Raw genomic sequence first — 15,233 nt, forward strand, 5'->3', positions numbered from 1 at the left:
CCTATCCTGCACATTCAAACTGCTCTCAACTGATCCGCTTACCACGATAGGATGGATTGTGAAGCCTGTGAGCTTTAAGAAGCTCATACCGTTTCGTGCAGGGACTCACTTCAGGCGGGAATGTCAGGATCAAAGATATAGTCTCAGTCACAAGGAGGAGCGCTGCTTAAGATTAGCTGCCGGAGATTCTGCCCAGGCTATGTTCTTCCTGCAGTGTCTGTTTCCTTGAGCTGATACCTGAATTATACCGTCCGTGCGGGGAATAGTAAAAAGCCGAAATTTTTAAATTTGCACTTCCTGTTTGGAAAAAGGTCTTGTAAGCGCTATTATTCTGCGTTTTCCTTAGAATCTGCCGAATTCAAATCCCGCTGCCTTTGCTGTATAATGAAAAGGATGGTTTCAATGCTGCGTAGACTCCGGCAGCTTTGCCTGGAGGGAAAGGATACGGAAATGAGCTTGTATGGGGTGAAGCTTGAGGAACTCGGCAGCGGGCTGCTGAAGTCCTTTTTGGAGGATAATTATATATGTGCAGGCTATCCCGGTACGGGTGATCTGGAGAAGCATAGCAGAGAAGAGATCAGCAGCAAGCTGGCTGCCGCCGGCTATCACGGGCAGGAGCTGGAGGGTGCAACCCATACCCTGGATACCTTCGTCAATGCGATGCAGGATGGGGATTATGTGCTGATCGCCGATGAAGAATGGGTGTATCTCGGGGACCTTGGCGATTACTTCTATGATACCCGGCACAGCGGCGCAGAGAATAGTACAGCCCACCGGCGCGGTGTCACCTGGCTGAAGAGTCTGCCCCTCGCTGCGGTTAATCCGGCTGTAACAGGGCTGCTTGCCTCTGACAGCAGAATAACTGCCTATTCAGGAGTGCTGCCCGCAGCCCGAATCGATCTGTGGCTGGGGAATCAGGCAGGGGATGGCGGGAATGCCGCCGGTGCCTGTCCGGTTCAGGTGGATGAAGCTACAGTAGCGCAGGCGCTGGCTGTCCTGAAGGCAGCCTTGAACAGCACGGATGTAGAGCGGCAGGAGCGTGCGGCTGTGGCGATTTTGCAGTATGCGCGGTGAGCATGGATTGAGAATACGGCAGGATGATATAGACAAGGGTCTTTCGGCATATTAGCCGAAAGACCCTTTTTATTAGATGAATTCAACAAACTCATTAACCGGCTTGCGGTAGCCGCGCGGTCTGATCTTGTGCTGGTTATCCTTGCCGATCGTAATCAGCATCACCGGAACCATATGGTCGCCGAGACCGAGGGTAGCCTTCACAGCCTCCGGATCAAAGCCGATCATCGGGCAGGTATCCCAGCCCTTATCCTTGGCAATCAGCATGAACTGCATCGCCGACAGAGAAGCATTGCGGATCGCTTCATCCCGCTGGAACGCATCGTTCCCGGTATAAGCATCGTTGATGGATTGAATGGTTTGCTCGTATGCATCCTCGCTCATCGCTCCCAGCAGCTTAAGTCCGCTATAGATTTCTGGAGCCTGCAGGTAGGCATTCTTGTCACCCAGCACCACAATAACAGCAGAAGCAGTGTGAATCTTGTATTGGCCATACGCGTCCTTGCGGATGGCTTCCTTTACGTTGTCATCGCTGATCACCTTGTAATGGGTGTGTTGAAGATTATAAGCCGAGGGAGCCAGACGTGCCAGGGAGAACATCTCTTCGAGCTCACTCTGCGGGATGGTAACACCTTCCACAAAATTATTAGCCGATCTGCGGGCCTGCACCAATTCGGAAAAAGTACTCATAAGTCATTACCTCCATCTAATATGTATGCTGCTTAGTAATAATTAATTGCTGATATTAATTAATAAACTTACATTTAGTTACTTGCTTAAGATATCACGACTCTCTGTATACGTCAATGAGGAAAAACATAGTAATTTGTAAAATTTAACCTTGTTAAACGACTGAGTTCGATAAAACCGATGAGGAAGTGATAATAATCACAAAAATAGGTTGCAAAGGTAAAAAGATTGTGACAATAATAACAAATAGAGTGTTATAATAGTCACATAGTTTCACCTGGATGTCATTGTGCAAGAATACGATTTGTAAAAGGAGACTTCGATATGTCAGAAACCGTTACCCAAACCCTGCCTGAACAAGAAATACCAGAAGCAGCTCTTCCCAGAGAGGATGTGCTGAAAGAGCTTTTGAAGCCGGAGGTGCAGCAATCTCTGATTCTTTTGGTAGAGCAGCTGCCGCAGATCACACAAATGGTCAGTGTATTGTCCAAATCACTAGATTTTGTGCAGTCGGTTGCCACAGATGAAGTACTTAAGAATGATACAGTCGGTGCGATTAAGGAAATGGCGGGTCCTGTGGTGGGCACTGCCAAGAATCTGGCGGCTACTGTTATTGAAGCGAAAGACCGCGCGGAAGCAAGCAGCGAAACAGTCAGCCTGTTCGGCATGATGAAGATGATCAAGGACCCGCAGGTACAGAAGGCTCTCCGGTTCATGAATGCCTATCTGCAGGTCAGCGGTGAACGTCAATCGGGCAAATAAGCCCGTAATACTTAATGATGGAGGAATTATCATGTCAAAACATATAGTGATTCTAGGTGCAGGCTACGGCGGCCTGCTTAGTGCCTTAACCGTTCGTAAATATATGAGCAAAGCGGAAGCCAAAATAACAGTAGTCAATCAGTATCCGACACATCAGATTATTACGGAATTGCACCGGCTTGCAGCGGGCAGTGCGTCTGAACAGGCGGTTGCCATGCCGCTGGCGAAGCTGTTCGCCGGTAAAGATATTGATCTGAAAATCGCCAAGGTCAATTCGTTCTCCCCAGAGAACAAGCAGGTTATTCTCTCGGACGGCGTCATGCTGACCTATGATGCTCTCGTTGTCGGTCTGGGCAGCACCACCGCATACTTTGGTATTCCGGGACTTGAAGAATACAGCATGGTGCTGAAATCAGCAGCAGATGCGCTGCGGATCCGCCGTCATATTGAAGACCGGATTCGTGACTACTCCAAAACCCGCAACGCAGCAGATGCAACGATTCTGATCGGCGGCGGCGGACTAACTGGCGTAGAGCTGGTAGGCGAAATTGCCGATATTCTGCCTAAGCTGACGAAGCAATATGGAGTGAATCCTGCTGAGATCAAGCTTCTGCTCGTTGAAGCAGGTCCGAAGATTCTCCCTGTCCTGCCGGATCATCTGATTGAGCGCGCTACAGCCAGCCTGGAGAAGCGCGGGGTGCAATTCCTGACGGGTCTTCCGGTTACGAAGGTAGCCGATAATAAGATTGATCTCAAGGATGGGCAGCAGATTGTAGCGAACACCTTCGTCTGGACCGGCGGGGTACAGGGTAATCCGCTGGTTGGCGAATCCGGTCTTGAAGTCAACCGCGGCCGGGCCACGGTGAATGAATTCCTGCAGTCTACTTCACACCCTAATGTATTTGTTGCCGGAGATAGCGCTGTTGTCTTTGCACCGGATGGCCGTCCTTATCCGCCAACGGCACAGATCGCCTGGCAGATGGGTGAGCTGATTGGCTACAATCTGTTCGCTTATCTTAATGACAAGCCGCAGGAAGCCTTCAGCCCGGTTAATTCCGGCACACTCGCCAGCCTCGGACGCAAAGACGGGGTAGCCATTGTCGGCGGTAACTCCACTCCGCTGAAGGGGCTGCCGGCAACGCTGATGAAGGAAGCCAGCAATATCCGTTACTTGACTCATATCCATGGCTTGTTCAGCCTGGCCTATTAAATTTCTATACTAAGATCCCCCTGGGACTGTCATATGGCAGCCTTAGGGGGTTTTCTTGTTTTAGGAATAATTTTCAATGAAAACGTGTCCGCAGGAAAGCCGATTTGCTATAATGATCATGTTTACATACTATAGATGTTTTCATAGGAGGATTTCAGGCATGCCATTTCAAAAGAACGATATCATCCTGTTCCAGGGGGATAGTATCACGGATTGTGGACGCAATTACGCCGATGCCTCATCACTGGGTGTTGGTTACGCGCTGATGGCGGGTGCCCGGCTTGGCCTTCAGTATGCGGAGAAGAATCTTACGTTCCTGAACCGCGGAATCAGCGGCAACCGGGCGGTCGATCTGCAAGAGCGCTGGGAGAGGGATTGTATTGCGCTGAAGCCAACCTGGGTATCTATTTATATTGGAATAAATGATACCTGGCGGTGGTATGATTCCGGGCAAGAGACTACAGCGGCTGAATTCGAGTCGTCCTACCGTGATCTGATTGAACGGACCAAGCAGCAACTGGATGCCAAGCTGGTGCTGGTGGAGCCGTTCGTATTGCCGGTGCCGGAAGACCGCAAGGGCTGGCGTCAGGATCTGGACCCCAAAATCCACGTAGTCCGTGAGCTGGCCCGTGAATACGGCGCTGTACTCGTGCCGCTGGATGGCCTATTCGCAGCGGCATCCGTCAAGGCTGAACCTGCCTACTGGGCGGCGGATGGCGTACACCCTTCGCCTGCCGGACATGCCTTAATCTCCGATGCCTGGATGAAGGCTGTAGGTGCAATAAGCTAAAAGGTACGTTGATTTCACTCTGCGTAACAAGGCTGTTATACTTGTAGGATACATACTCAAGGTGAAGCTTTGATAACGAGAGGAATGTGAGCAGGGATGACGAGCGATACGCTCCAGGATATGCAGGGACTGAAAGCGGCGGGTGCAGTGGTAGGCCACACCATCGCCGAGATGAAGAAAAGTGTGGTTCCCGGAATGACGACTGCGGAGCTGGATGAAGTGGGGGCGAAGATTCTGAGCCGTTTTGGCGCAAAATCTGCTCCAAAGGTAACCTACAACTTCCCCGGAACGACCTGTATCAGTGTGAATGAAGAGGTAGCGCATGGAATTCCGGGACAACGTGTAATTCAGGCCGGAGATCTGATCAATATCGATGTCTCCGCCGAGCTGAACGGTTATTTTGGCGATGCCGGGGTATCGTTTCAATTGCCTCCTTATAATGAGAAGCTGATTCACCTCTGCCGGAGTACGGAAGAGACCATGATGAGCGTGATTAATCATCTCCGGGCGGGCATGAAGGTGAACGAGATCGGCCGGGTTATGGAGTCCGAAGCACGGAAGCGCGGCTATAAAGTCGTGCGTAACCTGTGCAGCCACGGCATTGGCAAAGCGTTGCATGAGAAGCCGTTTGAGATTCTGCCCTTCTATAATCCGCGTGTAACGACGGTGCTGAAAGAAGGCCAGGTCATTACCATCGAACCGTTTCTGTCCACAGGCACTGATTTCGTAGAGCAGCAGCCGGATGGCTGGACACTCAGCGTTGCCGACAACAGCCGCGTGGCCCAGTTTGAGCACACAATTGTGGTCACCAAGGGCAAGCCGATTATTTTGACCAGTGCGTGAAGATATATAAGACGCACTAAAGCTATTAACAAAAAGCAAAAAGAAGTGGAGGGGAAATTTGGAACTGGAGGAGCGATAGCGTCCGCCTTTGTGTTTGGATTTCTACCGCTATAAGCGGTTCTAATCTGGAAAACCAAATACAACAGCGGCCGGAAGTCCAAATGTTCACCGCAGCGACGACCCAGCTTTTAGTGCAGACCTTAAGTGCATCTTATATATAGGAATATTTAACAGTTGCAATGTATGCATTATGCAAGAAACCCTCATACTAAAGATGATGTTATGATATGGAATGCAAGAATCTGTTTCCAGAATCGGAGGGTTAATTAAAGTGGATAATGTACCGCAAGTCAGTCATGCATTTATGACATTTATGAAGGAAGCGCCGGAGCAGCAAAAGGCCCTTGGCGAAATTGTGAAGAAGCTGGATGCCGCAAGCAGCCTGGATGCCAAAACCGAGGAGATTGCCTATATCTCTGTACTTGCGGCGGTTAGGCTGGAGAGCGGGCTGCCCTTTCATGTCAAGCATGCCAAAGCGCTAGGCGCAACCCGTGATGAGATCATCAGCGCAGTGCTGCTGCCCCTTCCGGCAGTGGGTAATGTGGTGATTCAAGCCCTGCCGGTGGCATTGCAGGCGTATGACAGTGAATAGTGTTCTGTTGTCTGCAAACTCCTCATGGGATTGACAATTGCCCTAAATGTAACTATTATAGTTGCATCTGGCGGAAGCATTCCGGCCAGTGTGAAGGAGTGATTGACATGAACATTAGCACGCGGTTTGCGGTGGCTATTCATATTCTAACCTTAATTGACAGCAACAAAGACGGCAAAAGCACCTCAGAGTGGATCGCCGGCAGCGTGAATACGAACCCCGTAGTGATTCGCCGCCTTACGGGTATGCTGAATAAGGCAGGACTTGTGGAGGTTCGTCCCGGTGTGGCCGGAGCGAAGCTTGCCCGCAGTGCAGCTGATATTACGCTGCTGCAGATTTATAAGGCGGTGAATGCGGTGGAAGAGGACTCCCTGTTCTCTGTCCATGAGCATCCGAACCCGGAGTGTCCGGTAGGTAAGAACATTGCAGGCGCTATTGTTCCAGTATTCTCTCTTGCACAGAAGGCGATGGAGAATGTGCTGCAGGAGGTCACCCTGGATCAGATCGTACATCAGCTTCCTGTGGCTTGAGACAGGAATATGATGTACGTAAATTTAAGGAAACCTTCAGCCCCGTTTTATGTTTTTTTAAGGTTCGGGGAGTATAGTGAAGTTCTCCACCCCCCAGTGGAACCATTTGTGGAAGACCCCGCCGTGCCTCGGCAGGGTCTTTCTTTGATCCTTGCGGAATTCTGTGTATTTTCATTAAACCTTTATGTGTTTTTCATCTGGCCTTAAGCTTCGCTCAGTATAGTAGACCCATGACCCCCTTACAATAGACTTTTGGCCCTGCCGGTTACCGGCGGGGCCACTTTTTTTGATGAGCAGCTGCTTGGTGCTGACTTTACACTTCAATTTCTATGGTTTAGACTGACAAATATGTGACAGGACTACAGGGATATAAGGAGTGATCTCATAATGATTCTTTTTCAGAACGGGGACCTCAGTGTTCGCAGGCTGGAACAGGAGGATGCACCGCTGCTTGTACGATGGCTCTCGGACCCGGCAGTGCTGGAGTATTATGAAGGCCGGGACTGTCCGCATGATCTGGAACGGGTACAGACGAATTTTTATGAAAGTGAAGAAGAGGGATTATACCGTGGGATCGTGCAGTTCATGGGTCAGGATATAGGTTATATCCAGTTCTATCCTGTTGGCAGGGAAGAGCAGACGGAGTACGGCTACGCAGATTATACGGGAAAGGTCTACGGAATGGATCAGTTCATTGGTGAGCCGCAGCTATGGAGCCAGGGGATAGGTTCGCTACTGGTAGGTGGGATGGTGAAGCATCTGCTCGAAGCAGAGCAGGCAGACCTCATTGTCATGGACCCGCAGTGCTGGAATCACAGGGCACTCAGAGTCTATGAGAAAATCGGATTTGTACGCAGCAAGCTTTTACCGGAGCATGAACTGCATGAAGGGGAGTGGAGGGACTGTTGGCTCCTTACTTATACTCCTGCACATTGATTCAAGCATACATATAAGGAGATTTTGCCCATGAAGAATCATTATACCATCCTGGGAACTGCCCTGATTCTGGGCCTGTGTCTGGTTGCCAGCAGCTTCGTAATCGGAGATCGGATTAGAGCGGGCTACGAGATGCAGCTGCCGACACCTGCCGGAGCGCAGACGGAAAGCCAAGCTGAGGACCATCCGTTGATGACACTTGCAGAGACTGCGCAGTTCCTGCGTCTGAGTGAAGATCAGGTGAAGAATATTATGAAGGCGGAGAATGCAATGTTGCGTAATGACGGACCCTTCGAGGGGACGAAGCTCCCGTATCTCAAAGTAGATAGCGAGTTCCTGTTCAGCAAGCAGCAAGTGACGGTCTGGATTCTGGCGGCTTCGCAGGAGCACAGAGTATATCTGGGGGAGAAGCTAGCCAGGAATTAAGGATCGCTACAGATTGCAGAGTGGAGGAAGCTTCAGGATGAAATTTTTCACTATACCCTGGTATGAAGAAATGCAGGTGCGCGGGTTCATGGTCTTCCCGGAGACAGAGCAGGACTGGCTGGAAGATGTGGCCTGGCATGTGGCAGAAGGGATCAGCTATGAGGAGCGGGCCAAGGATTTTCTGGAACATATGAAAAAAGATCTGCTGAAATATCTACCCGGGTACTTCCACGCTTCGATACATGACGGAACCATAAATTCCACTTATCCTGCGCCTGAGTTCAAGGAACGGGCCTTGCAGTGGGGCAGGGAATATGATGAACGGATGCAGGCGCTCTTCAGGGAATACCGCAACGGGTTCGAAGCTATTAAGCATGAACTCCCGGAGGGCGCGGTACAGTTAGTCGAGAAGAGTCTGCATGATGCCAGAGTAATCTCCTATACCATGGCTTCAGAAGGTGTATTGGAGATGATTCTGGACTGCGGCGGGGCGATGCATTATCAGTGTGAGATTAAGCTGACATTCAGCGGTGTGAGCGGGCTGCGCTTGCCGGAGCCGCTGGAGAAGAAGGACTGGCTGTATGACGAGATTTATGCCGTGGAGCAGGGGTTCGAGCTTCGGGTTCTGATGGCTTCCCCGCCAAGCGAATTAAGAATTACTGCACAGGATGTATCAATAGAGATGCTTGGTGAACCTAAATATATGGAGTGACTGCTCCGGAGTCTGGCCTGCGGGCTAGGCTTTTTTTGTTGACTGAGACGCGTGTTGTAAAAGTAATTGACAAACATATAGATTGCAACTATAATAAAGTAAGTTAATGTGTAACGGAAATTGAGATTACCTTTGCATGGACATGATAGGAACAGTCAACACTAACCGTTATTATGTGGATTTGGAATATATTCATTTCAGGAGGGATTCCTATGACAGCAACAGCTATATTACCGCAGGCACTGGAAATTGGACTTGTACAGATTCGTGTAAGTAATATGGAGCGCTCGCTCAGCTTTTATCAGAATGTGATCGGACTGAAGATTCTGCGGCAGCAAGGGCGCGTGGTAGAACTGACGGCGGATGGCCGGCAGGTGCTGCTTGTCCTGCGGGAGATTGAGCAGGCTCAGGTGCTGCGCCGGAACTCGGTGGCCGGACTATACCATTTTGCGATTCTGCTGCCGGACCGGCCTTCTCTGGGACTGGTGCTGCGCAATCTGATCGACTCCGGGATATCGGTAGGCCAGGGGGATCATCTGGTCAGCGAAGCTCTATACATCGAAGACCCTGATCATAACGGAATCGAGCTGTACCGCGACAGGCCCCGTGACACCTGGAAGTATGAAGCAACAGGCAATGTGGTCATGACCACCGATCCGGTGGATGTGGACGGTCTGCTGGCTGCATCGGAAGGCCTGAGCTGGACCGGGCTGCCTGCGGGCACTGTAATGGGTCATGTTCACTTCCATGTAGGCGATCTTGCAGAAGCCAAGAAATTCTACGTGGATGCGCTTGGATTCACGGTGACCGCCCATTACGGCGATGCGGCCATGTTCATTTCGGCTGGCGGCTATCATCATCATATGGGACTGAATACCTGGGCTGGCAAGGGGGCTCCGGCGGCTCCGGCAAATGCGGCGGGCATCGATTATTTTACACTGCTGCTCCCGGACATTCAGGATGTGCGTGAAGCCGCTGAACGTGTGAAGCGTGCCGGATACCGTGTGGAAGAAGAGGGCGGTATCATCACTCTAAGGGACCCGTGGAATATAGGCATACAGCTGCTAGTGAAACGCTAAAATAACAGGGCGGACAGCATCGCGTTACTATTTACTGCTAGACCAGCGGCGGAAGCCGTGAATGATAAGGCAACGGAAGGTACGGGCGGAGATTGTAAATTCCGCTGTGCCTTCCGTTTGTTGACGTTAGCTGGGTCACTGCCATATTATAATTGATTATCAGACGGGGAGATGATGGACTTGGAGACTTTTCTGGCTGTGCTGTTGATGCTTGGATTAATAGCCGTATCGAATATATTGAACCGCTTCATTCCGTTTGTCCCGGTTCCCCTGATTCAGATCGGACTAGGAATCATTGCTGCACTCATTCCGACGGGAATACATATGCACTTCGAGCCTGAGCTGTTTTTTGTATTATTCATTGCTCCGCTGCTCTTCAATGACGGGCGGCGGACGCCGCGAGGTGAGCTGTGGAACCTTAGGGCACCGATTCTGCTGCTGGCGCTGGGACTTGTATTTGTCACGGTATTTGTGGCGGGCTATGCGATTAACTGGATGATTCCTTCGATTCCGCTGGCAGCGTCCTTCGCACTTGCGGCTATTCTGTCTCCTACCGATGCGGTAGCGGTAAGCGCACTGGCTGGACGGGTTCATCTTCCCAAAAGCATCCACCGGATTCTCGAAGGAGAATCGCTGATGAACGATGCCTCCGGCCTGGTCGCCTTTAAATTTGCAATTGCAGCCATGGTTACCGGAGTGTTCTCTCTGCCTAAGGCCTCGCTTAGCTTTGTGCTGATTGCCGCAGGAGGACTGCTGCTTGGTGCGGTGCTGTCATTCCTGCTGATCCGGCTCAGCGTGTTCATCCGCAGGTTCGGTATGGAGGATGTGACGATCCATGTCCTGCTGCAGATCCTTACCCCGTTCATTATTTATTTGATCAGCGAGGAGATCGGGGTCTCAGGCATCCTGGCCGTTGTGGCAGGAGGTGTCATGTACGCCATTGAGAAGGACCGGGCCGTCTCTCCGCAATATAAACTTCAACTGGTATCCGCTAGTACCTGGTCAGTGCTGCTGCTGGTGCTGAACGGGCTGGTCTTCCTGATTCTCGGCGTGTCCGTTCCGGATGTGATCGAGGTGATTTACCGGGATCAGACGTTGAATAACTTCATGGTTGCCGGCTATGTTCTGGCGATCACGGCGCTGCTGATTGTGCTGCGGTTTCTGTGGGTCTATGGTTACTCCTTATGGGAGAGCAAGCGGCTGAAGGCAGAGAAGGCTCCGCTGAAGTCCCAGATTATTACCTCGATCTCAGGGGTGAGGGGAGCGGTTACCCTTGCGGGTGCGTTCTCCATTCCGCTGGTGCTTGGGGACGGGGTAACACCTTTTCCGGAGCGGGATCTCATTATTGCGCTGGCGGCAGGAGTGATTCTGATGTCACTGGTCATCGCCAGCATCTTCCTTCCGCTGCTTGCGGACAGTGAAGAGACCGTAGTTCAGAGCGCCGGAGCTGTATACGGGAATACGGAGCTGGCGGCCAGAAATGTGGTCATTGATGCCGGGATGTCGATGCTGCGCAGCCTGGTCTCTGAGAGCCCGGAGCGCTCAACACAGCCTGTGCTGCTGGAATTCACAGATAAGGTTGACAGACTGTGTGCTGCAAGACCGGATCATGACCCGGCCCATGAGCAGTTCCTCCGTCTGGGTGTCGAGGCACGCAAGAGTGCGCTCGAAGCCGAACGCACGGAGTTGCGGCGGATCATGGAGAACGGGGCGCTGCCGGAGCCTGTTGCCGTGAAGATGGAGGAACTGCTGGACCATACGGAGTCTCTGCTGTGCAAACGGCTGAATACGCAGATTAAATTCTCTTTAACGGAAATTCAGCGGCTGTTCTCTGGACTGTTCTCAGGTAAGCTCAGCGGGGAAGAAGGACAGCTCGCCCTGCAGAATGCCGAAAGTGCGCGGACGGCAAAGATTGCGATGTGCCAGGCGGCAGTATCCGCCGTTAGTGCAGGAATGAGTGATGAGAACCGGCTCGCCTCACAGAAGGTCATCGACAAGTACGAACGGCTGGAATCCAAGCTGGTGCAGGGGGAAGGCTGGAGCAATGACGGCGTACTGGATGATGACAAGCTGGAGCTGAAGCTGCAGGCGATTCAGGAGCAGCGGAATACCGTGCAGGAGATGTATCAGAACGGGGCAATTAATCTTAAGATTGCCGGCAGGCTGCGGCGGTTCGTCGATCAGCTCGAAACCTCAATCTGGGAGGATTAGACTGTTAGAGCGCCGGTGTTGCAATATATTTTACCTGATACAATATACAAAGCCCGCTTGCGCAGGGACCCGGGGTCCTTGCTGCAAGCGGGCTTGTCTGTGAAATGGAGCCTTACGGTTGTTTGGGCAATTTCTTGATACGCAAAAACATCTGTCCGAGCACCTCGCTTAGCACCAGACCGGCCGCAATGGCTCCGGACAGCAGGAGCGCCTGAACCCCATACTGGATGCCGAGGTTATTATCATTCTCCACGAACCTCCGCATGGCATCATACGCAAGACCGCCCGGCACAAGCGGGATGATGCCGCCGACACTGAAGATAATGACCGGCATCTTGAAGGAACGCGCAAAAAACTGGCTGATCAGTCCGACCACAACGGTAGCACCAAAGGTTGCGACGACAGTATCGGAACTGTAATCCAGCAGCAGGTACAGCATCCAGCCGATCATTCCGGCGAAGCCGCATTGCAGCAGCGCGCGCACCGGTGCATTGAATAGAATGCAGAAGGTTGAGGCAGCGATGAAACTGGTGATTAATTGCAAAATCATGGCAGGACGACCTCTTTCAAGTGGGTGTTAAAAAATGGACAGGACCAGCCCGATGCCGGTCCCGATGGCGAACGCAGTCAGAAAGGCGTCGGCCCCTTTGGAGATGCCGGATACCAGATGCCCGGCCATCAGGTCACGGACCGCATTGGTGATGAGCAGCCCCGGTACGAGCGGCATTACACAGCCGATAATAATCTTGTCCATCTCCCGTCCCACGCCGAGCTTGACGGAGAAGAAGGCCAGCAGACCGATAATGAAGGAAGCAATGAATTCCGCGAAGAAGCGAAACTGCACCAGACGGTGAAGATAAGTGGCCGCTGCGAAGCCTGTACCGGAGATCAGCAGCGACGGCAGAGCATCCTGCAGGCTGCCCTTGAACATGACCGTGAAGCAGGCTCCGGTCAAGGCTGCCGCTGCGATCTGTACCCATACCGGGTAAGCATGGGCTGCGTCATCGACCACGCCGAGCCGCTCACGCGCTTCGGCGGCTGTCAGCTGGCGCTCGGTCAGCCGCCGGGAGATGTCATTGACCTCGGATACCTTTTGCAGGTCTGTCGTCCGTTCGGCGATCCGGAACAGCTTCACCGGCTCGGTCCGGCTGGTGGTGAACATAATGACCGTCGGCGTAACATAGCTATGCGCACCGGGGAAGCCGAGTGCCGCCGCCATCCGGCTCATGGTATCCTCCACACGGTAGGTCTCTGCACCGCTCTGCAGCATGATCTTGCCTGCCAGCAGGCACAGATCGACAATGTCATGTATGGAAGTGTTGCTATTCGTGCTTGTACTATCCAACTTCGCTAATCCTCCCCGGGAATGTTATCTATTCGATTGTCGCCTGAAAGTCTGAAAATTTCAACCTTTATTCCATAGCATCCGGCAATTCCCGTTTTTTTACTCTTCCAGCGTGCATAATCCCGTAGCGACCCCTCCTGATACAATCGTCAGAATCGAATGGAAAAAGGTCTCTTTGGAGATCAGAATTCCGCCAGCGCCGATGATCAGGAAGTCCGTCAGGAAGATAATCAGGCCGACATTCAGCGGCAGGTAGCGTTGGATGAATCTGGCCAGCAGGTCGGTTCCGCCTGTGCTGGCTTTGAACCGCAGCATCAGCCCGAGTCCGGTGCCCATCAGGAAGCCGCCGATAATGGCGCTTGAAATGGAGCCCAGCTCAATATAGTACAGGAAGTAATACTGAAGCGGAAAGAGCAGCTCGATCAGCAGGGAGGAAGCCAGCAGACCCAGAATGCTGTTGTAGAAGATCTCCCGTTGCCGGAACCAGGCCAGCAGGAAGATAGGCAGACTGCATAGCATAATGCACAGTCCGATTTTGGCGCCGGAGATATAATTAATAATGAGGGCAATGCCGATAATTCCTCCATCGAGGATTTTATAGGGGACCAGGAAGAAGTTCGTTCCTGTTGCAATCAGCAGGCTGGCCAGCAGAATAATAACATAGCTTGGGAAGGATCGCATAGTCAACATCTCCGGAATTAAGGCATGTCTTAATCCTTATGCGCCCATCTGGAAAAAAATAGCTAAAAAATCTGCGCTGCCCGAATCCATTGACCGTAAAGCAGGTGAAGTCTGAAATGGGTTATTTCTATAAAATACTGGAGACCGATATGGAGCTGCTGGCTGCTGCACTATCGGAGGTGCCGGTGGCAGTATTGCTGAAGAGCGGGCCGGAGCAGCAGCTGGAAGCGGGCCCGATCAGAGCCTACACGCCCCAGTCCGTACGGATTCGCGGGTTATCCTACTGCCGGGAATTGCACGAATTCCGTATCCTTGCCCCGGGTTCCGCCTAAGTGCATTCATGCTCAGCGGGAATATCGCTTGCGGAAGCGCAGCGGAGAGATTCCGACCTTGCGGCTGAAGCGCCGGGAGAAGTAAGCTGTACTCTCGAAGCCGGTGCGCTCTGCGATTGCCGCAATTGGGATCTCTGTCTTAAGCAGCAGAAGCTTGGCTTGCTCCAGCCGGTAATCGGTCAGGTACTCCATGGGCGTAAGCCCGTAGACACGCTTCATGCAGCGGGCCAGGTAATTGTAGTGAAAATGCAAAGCGTCCGCCAGAGAGGCATTCGTGACCTCTTCCGCATAATGATTCCGCAGATAGGCCTCCGTCTGCTCAGCAATCTCGTCTGCCTGGCTTCCGGCCGTATCTTGCCGGGCCAGATCCATCGTCCGCAGCATCTCCTCGAAGATACGCTGCTGCTGCCACACGGCGCTTGAGCGCCTGCTATGGTTCAGCTGCAGCAACTGCCCGGCCTGGCCGCTCCGTGCGAAGGGGGCAGGTAGCGGTCCGAACTGGGGAATACGGATGGTATAGGGGTGGGTAAGAAACTGCCGGAAATGCGTTTCCCGGTCCGCATATACCGGCTCACCCGCTGATTCCGTCCATTCTCCCACCGTGTGAAAATGAACCCAGGTGAAGATTGTCTCTGCATCACACGGCTGCACTGAATAATGGTAGCGGTCAGGCAGCAGCAGCAGGGTATGCCCGGCGCCCACTGCCCATTCTGTATGCTCCTCTCCAATGTGCAGGAATCCCTGCTCCACGATGATCAGATCGAATTTGCCCATACGGCTGCGGTTCGGATGCTGGTCTCCGGGCAAATAGACGGTACGGCCGCATTCCAGGAAATAGGGGAAGGGCGGTGCGGCCAGATGAATATAGGAAGAATTAAGTGTCATTAGCAGCTCCTTAGAAAGGCATGTGTCCTGAATTAACATTGCTAACCCTTAGATAAAAGTTGTGTGAAATAGTAC

At 52.2% G+C, this 15,233-nt stretch carries 18 protein-coding genes; 13 read left to right on the forward strand and 5 right to left on the reverse strand.

The features are described 5' to 3' along the window. Positions 1 to 402 precede the first annotated feature (402 nt). Entirely contained in the window at positions 403 to 1,074 is a 672-nt protein-coding gene (locus MKY86_RS11640; protein ID WP_076074180.1) for a hypothetical protein, read from the forward strand. A gap of 72 nt (positions 1,075 to 1,146) precedes the next feature. On the opposite strand, the gene MKY86_RS11645 is transcribed toward MKY86_RS11640, so the two are convergent. Then, complete coding sequence (locus MKY86_RS11645; protein WP_076074183.1) at positions 1,147 to 1,764, reverse strand: nitroreductase family protein; 618 nt, start codon at positions 1,762 to 1,764, stop codon at positions 1,147 to 1,149. A gap of 324 nt (positions 1,765 to 2,088) precedes the next feature. Here MKY86_RS11645 and MKY86_RS11650 point away from each other — a divergent pair, with 324 nt between their 5' ends. The 11 genes from MKY86_RS11650 to MKY86_RS11700 all read left to right on the forward strand — a co-directional run bounded on the left by MKY86_RS11650 (position 2,089) and on the right by MKY86_RS11700 (position 11,915). After that, the gene (locus MKY86_RS11650; RefSeq protein ID WP_036729594.1) at positions 2,089 to 2,526 is read left to right on the forward strand and encodes a DUF1641 domain-containing protein; all 438 of its coding nucleotides are present in this window, start codon (positions 2,089 to 2,091) and stop codon (positions 2,524 to 2,526) included. A 31-nt stretch (positions 2,527 to 2,557) separates the two neighbouring features. Further along, entirely contained in the window at positions 2,558 to 3,736 is a 1,179-nt protein-coding gene (locus tag MKY86_RS11655) for an NAD(P)/FAD-dependent oxidoreductase (protein ID WP_076074185.1), read from the forward strand. A 160-nt stretch (positions 3,737 to 3,896) separates the two neighbouring features. Continuing rightward, on the forward strand, positions 3,897 to 4,526 hold the full coding sequence (locus MKY86_RS11660; protein WP_076074188.1) for an SGNH/GDSL hydrolase family protein: 630 nt from the start codon (positions 3,897 to 3,899) through the stop codon (positions 4,524 to 4,526). 96 nt (positions 4,527 to 4,622) lie between these two features. Then, positions 4,623 to 5,369 (forward strand): type I methionyl aminopeptidase, encoded by a 747-nt coding sequence (gene map, locus MKY86_RS11665; RefSeq protein ID WP_076074190.1) that lies wholly within the window; start codon positions 4,623 to 4,625, stop codon positions 5,367 to 5,369. Between the two features lie 292 nt (positions 5,370 to 5,661). Further along, the gene (locus tag MKY86_RS11670; protein WP_051478342.1) at positions 5,662 to 6,021 is read left to right on the forward strand and encodes a carboxymuconolactone decarboxylase family protein; all 360 of its coding nucleotides are present in this window, start codon (positions 5,662 to 5,664) and stop codon (positions 6,019 to 6,021) included. A gap of 107 nt (positions 6,022 to 6,128) precedes the next feature. Next, positions 6,129 to 6,551, forward strand: coding sequence for an Rrf2 family transcriptional regulator (locus tag MKY86_RS11675; protein WP_036729584.1), 423 nt, complete (start codon positions 6,129 to 6,131; stop codon positions 6,549 to 6,551). A gap of 387 nt (positions 6,552 to 6,938) precedes the next feature. Beyond that, positions 6,939 to 7,487 carry a GNAT family N-acetyltransferase gene (locus MKY86_RS11680; RefSeq protein WP_143803497.1) on the forward strand — a complete coding sequence of 183 codons (549 nt, stop codon included), beginning with the start codon at positions 6,939 to 6,941 and terminating at the stop codon, positions 7,485 to 7,487. Between the two features lie 30 nt (positions 7,488 to 7,517). Beyond that, positions 7,518 to 7,913, forward strand: coding sequence for a hypothetical protein (locus MKY86_RS11685; RefSeq protein ID WP_076074193.1), 396 nt, complete (start codon positions 7,518 to 7,520; stop codon positions 7,911 to 7,913). Between the two features lie 37 nt (positions 7,914 to 7,950). After that, positions 7,951 to 8,625 carry a DUF4085 family protein gene (locus tag MKY86_RS11690; RefSeq protein ID WP_076074196.1) on the forward strand — a complete coding sequence of 225 codons (675 nt, stop codon included), beginning with the start codon at positions 7,951 to 7,953 and terminating at the stop codon, positions 8,623 to 8,625. Positions 8,626 to 8,837: 212 nt separating this feature from the next. After that, positions 8,838 to 9,704, forward strand: a complete 867-nt coding sequence (locus tag MKY86_RS11695) for a VOC family protein (protein ID WP_076074198.1) — start codon at positions 8,838 to 8,840, stop codon at positions 9,702 to 9,704. 180 nt (positions 9,705 to 9,884) lie between these two features. Continuing rightward, positions 9,885 to 11,915, forward strand: a complete 2,031-nt coding sequence (locus MKY86_RS11700; RefSeq protein ID WP_076074201.1) for a Na+/H+ antiporter — start codon at positions 9,885 to 9,887, stop codon at positions 11,913 to 11,915. A 112-nt stretch (positions 11,916 to 12,027) separates the two neighbouring features. Here the strand turns inward: MKY86_RS11700 and MKY86_RS11705 are convergent, their stop codons facing one another. The 3 genes from MKY86_RS11705 to MKY86_RS11715 form a co-directional block, all read right to left on the reverse strand. After that, the gene (locus MKY86_RS11705; protein ID WP_076074203.1) at positions 12,028 to 12,465 is read right to left on the reverse strand and encodes a threonine/serine exporter family protein; all 438 of its coding nucleotides are present in this window, start codon (positions 12,463 to 12,465) and stop codon (positions 12,028 to 12,030) included. A 27-nt stretch (positions 12,466 to 12,492) separates the two neighbouring features. Continuing rightward, complete coding sequence (locus MKY86_RS11710; RefSeq protein ID WP_081751313.1) at positions 12,493 to 13,260, reverse strand: threonine/serine exporter family protein; 768 nt, start codon at positions 13,258 to 13,260, stop codon at positions 12,493 to 12,495. A gap of 99 nt (positions 13,261 to 13,359) precedes the next feature. Next, entirely contained in the window at positions 13,360 to 13,941 is a 582-nt protein-coding gene (locus MKY86_RS11715) for a YitT family protein (protein ID WP_076074206.1), read from the reverse strand. A 116-nt stretch (positions 13,942 to 14,057) separates the two neighbouring features. On the opposite strand from MKY86_RS11715, the gene MKY86_RS11720 reads away from it, so the two are divergent. Continuing rightward, a complete protein-coding gene (locus MKY86_RS11720; RefSeq protein WP_036729570.1) occupies positions 14,058 to 14,273 on the forward strand; it encodes a hypothetical protein in 216 nt (71 codons plus the stop codon). 12 nt (positions 14,274 to 14,285) lie between these two features. Here the strand turns inward: MKY86_RS11720 and MKY86_RS11725 are convergent, their stop codons facing one another. Further along, the gene (locus MKY86_RS11725) at positions 14,286 to 15,158 is read right to left on the reverse strand and encodes a helix-turn-helix transcriptional regulator (RefSeq protein ID WP_076074208.1); all 873 of its coding nucleotides are present in this window, start codon (positions 15,156 to 15,158) and stop codon (positions 14,286 to 14,288) included. Between the last annotated feature and the right edge of the window lie 75 nt (positions 15,159 to 15,233).

This window comes from Paenibacillus sp. FSL R7-0333 (assembly GCF_038000365.1).
GTDB classification, from domain to species: domain Bacteria; phylum Bacillota; class Bacilli; order Paenibacillales; family Paenibacillaceae; genus Paenibacillus_AQ; species Paenibacillus_AQ silagei.

Coding starts and splice junctions, on each gene's coding strand:
- MKY86_RS11685 (WP_076074193.1), top strand. CDS start 7,518: ATGAAGAATCATTATACCATCCTGGGAACTGCCCTGATTCTGGGCCTG.
- MKY86_RS11690 (WP_076074196.1), top strand. CDS start 7,951: ATGAAATTTTTCACTATACCCTGGTATGAAGAAATGCAGGTGCGCGGG.
- MKY86_RS11675 (WP_036729584.1), top strand. CDS start 6,129: ATGAACATTAGCACGCGGTTTGCGGTGGCTATTCATATTCTAACCTTA.
- MKY86_RS11725 (WP_076074208.1), bottom strand. CDS start 15,158: ATGACACTTAATTCTTCCTATATTCATCTGGCCGCACCGCCCTTCCCC.
- MKY86_RS11660 (WP_076074188.1), top strand. CDS start 3,897: ATGCCATTTCAAAAGAACGATATCATCCTGTTCCAGGGGGATAGTATC.
- map (WP_076074190.1), top strand. CDS start 4,623: ATGACGAGCGATACGCTCCAGGATATGCAGGGACTGAAAGCGGCGGGT.
- MKY86_RS11695 (WP_076074198.1), top strand. CDS start 8,838: ATGACAGCAACAGCTATATTACCGCAGGCACTGGAAATTGGACTTGTA.
- MKY86_RS11680 (WP_143803497.1), top strand. CDS start 6,939: ATGATTCTTTTTCAGAACGGGGACCTCAGTGTTCGCAGGCTGGAACAG.
- MKY86_RS11655 (WP_076074185.1), top strand. CDS start 2,558: ATGTCAAAACATATAGTGATTCTAGGTGCAGGCTACGGCGGCCTGCTT.
- MKY86_RS11645 (WP_076074183.1), bottom strand. CDS start 1,764: ATGAGTACTTTTTCCGAATTGGTGCAGGCCCGCAGATCGGCTAATAAT.
- MKY86_RS11720 (WP_036729570.1), top strand. CDS start 14,058: ATGGGTTATTTCTATAAAATACTGGAGACCGATATGGAGCTGCTGGCT.
- MKY86_RS11650 (WP_036729594.1), top strand. CDS start 2,089: ATGTCAGAAACCGTTACCCAAACCCTGCCTGAACAAGAAATACCAGAA.
- MKY86_RS11705 (WP_076074203.1), bottom strand. CDS start 12,465: ATGATTTTGCAATTAATCACCAGTTTCATCGCTGCCTCAACCTTCTGC.
- MKY86_RS11715 (WP_076074206.1), bottom strand. CDS start 13,941: ATGCGATCCTTCCCAAGCTATGTTATTATTCTGCTGGCCAGCCTGCTG.
- MKY86_RS11670 (WP_051478342.1), top strand. CDS start 5,662: ATGCAAGAATCTGTTTCCAGAATCGGAGGGTTAATTAAAGTGGATAAT.
- MKY86_RS11640 (WP_076074180.1), top strand. CDS start 403: ATGCTGCGTAGACTCCGGCAGCTTTGCCTGGAGGGAAAGGATACGGAA.